This is a genomic window from Acidovorax sp. KNOB132, from assembly GCF_057541515.1.
The window spans coordinates 1-1,995 of the sequence record NZ_BAAJYT010000436.1; the positions used below are offsets into that span (position 1 = coordinate 1).

Annotated in this window: 2 protein-coding genes and 1 pseudogene; 2 read left to right on the plus strand and 1 reads right to left on the minus strand. The window is 70.3% G+C overall.

Translation table 11 applies throughout. The annotated features are described in order from the left end of the window. Positions 1 to 270: 270 nt before the first annotated feature. Positions 271 to 891, minus strand: coding sequence for a TetR/AcrR family transcriptional regulator (locus AC27IO_RS23460; RefSeq protein ID WP_498741070.1), 621 nt, complete (start codon positions 889 to 891; stop codon positions 271 to 273). 159 nt (positions 892 to 1,050) lie between these two features. Here AC27IO_RS23460 and AC27IO_RS23465 point away from each other — a divergent pair, with 159 nt between their 5' ends. Further along, on the plus strand, positions 1,051 to 1,719 hold the full coding sequence (locus AC27IO_RS23465; RefSeq protein ID WP_498741071.1) for a DUF3313 domain-containing protein: 669 nt from the start codon (positions 1,051 to 1,053) through the stop codon (positions 1,717 to 1,719). Positions 1,720 to 1,777: 58 nt separating this feature from the next. After that, positions 1,778 to 1,995 (plus strand): annotated as a pseudogene (locus tag AC27IO_RS23470) (hypothetical protein); the annotation flags it as partial.

Below are 1,995 nucleotides of genomic sequence, written 5' to 3' on the forward strand. Positions count from 1 at the left end.
GCGGCGCGCGCGAGGCGCTGTGCGCGCGGTGGGTGGGCGAATCGCCGCCCGGCAAGGACGGCGGCGGTGCGGCGGGAGACTCGGTGCGGGACGGCAAGGCGGACATTCGGGTTCCAGGCGAAGGGGCCAAAGAGAAGGGTCGGCGGGGGATGGCCCTATTGAACGACGGCTGAGCCGACCGCACTGGCCCGCGACCCCGGCAAATGCGCAGGACAAGACGCCGAACCGGCGTCGGCGCCGCAGGGCATGCCGGCGCGCTTCGGGTCGCGCTTAGCGCCCGGGGGCCGCGCCCCGCAGGAAGAAGTCCACGGCCCGCACCACCCGCGCGTGGATGTCGGCGACGGAGACGGCGGGTGGGTCCTGCTGGTACAGGCGCGGCCCGGTTTCCGCGGTGAGCAGCGCCATGAACTGCATCGCCATGACCTGGGGATCGCCCTCGCACACCTCGCCGCGCGCCATGGCGGCGCCCATGAAGCGGGTGAGCGCGTCGATGCACTGGCGCGGGCCGGCGCCGTCGAACAGCTCGCCGATGTTGGAGCGGCCCGCGTCCGCCAGCACCATGCGGTACACCGAGAGCGCGCGGCGGTCGTTCAGCATCACCTGCAGCGCCTCGTCCCCGAACCGGGTCAGCGTGGGCCGCATCGGCGGGCGCGTTTCCAGCGCCGCCAGCAGGTGGGAGGTGGCGTCGGCCAGGTGGGAGGTCGCCAGCGACTGCACCACGGCGACGAACAGCGGCTCCTTGGACGGGAAATAGCCGTAGAGGGTGGCCTTGGAGCCCCCGAGCCGCTTGGCCAGCTCGTTCATCGACGCCGCCTCGTACCCCACCTCCTCGAACAATTTGGCCGCCGCTTCCACGATGGCATCCCGCCGCGCCTGGGTCCTGACCCGCATTCGCATCTCCAAAAGTGAACTAACTTGTACTCTTTACTTGACAGGGCTCCCTCGGGCAAATCATACTATACCGTACATGCATGTTCAGTTATAGACCCATCCCCTGGCCCCTCGGCCCGGGGCTGGACCCCCTTCGTCCCTTTCTTTTGGAGAAGCTCCATGCATGCCACCCCTTTTCTGCGCCCCGCGACGCTCCTGCCCCTGCTGTGCCTTGCCGCCCTGGCCGGCTGCGCCAGCACCCAGCCCATCGCCTACACCGGGCTGCAGTCCGCGCCCCAACTGCGGCCCAACCTGGACGACGACACCGGCCGCATTCCCTACCGCGTGGCATCGCACCGGGACTGGAGCCAGTACACCAAGGTGATCCTCGACCCCATCGTGATCTACTCCGGGCCCGACCACCAGTTCGAGGACGTGCCCGAGGCCCAGCGGCGCCAGCTGGCTGGCGACATGCGCCGGCAGTTCACGGCGCGGCTGGCCACGCGCTTTCAGATCGTGGCCCAGCCCGCCCCCGCCACGCTGCGCCTGCGCGTGACGCTCACCGGCGCCAGGCTCACCACGCGGGGCCTGAGCACTTTCACGCGCTTCGACATCGGCGGCGGGCCCTACAACCTGGTGCAGGGCATTCGCGGCAAGGAAGGCACCTTCACCGGCTCGGTCAGCTACGCCGTGGAGATCTTCGACGCGGTGTCGAACCAGCTGCTCGACGCCTTCGTCACCAAGCAATACCCGAACGCGCTGAACATCAGCGCGACCTTCGGCACCCTGGATGCGGCGCAGGCCGGCATCGAAAAGGGCGCGCAGGAACTCACCGCCCAGTTCCAGTGACCGCCGCCATGATCCCCACCCACCCCGCCCCCTGCCCGCCGCGGCCCCGAGGATTGCCATGCCCCTGATTGCCTTCGTTCGCGCCGCGTGCGTGTCTTCGCTGCTCGCCACCGCCGCCCTGCCCGGCCATGCGGAACTGTTCACCTCCATGGCCTCCAGCGCGGGGTCGGCGGCCTCGAGCGCCTCGGACTCGATCGGCCATTCGAGCGGCGGCGGGGGCCGCGACCGGCGCCTGGCCGAGGGCGAGTACCGCGTGATCGGCGTGGAGCAGGTGCC

Coding starts and splice junctions, on each gene's coding strand:
- AC27IO_RS23465 (WP_498741071.1), top strand. CDS start 1,051: ATGCATGCCACCCCTTTTCTGCGCCCCGCGACGCTCCTGCCCCTGCTG.
- AC27IO_RS23460 (WP_498741070.1), bottom strand. CDS start 891: ATGCGGGTCAGGACCCAGGCGCGGCGGGATGCCATCGTGGAAGCGGCG.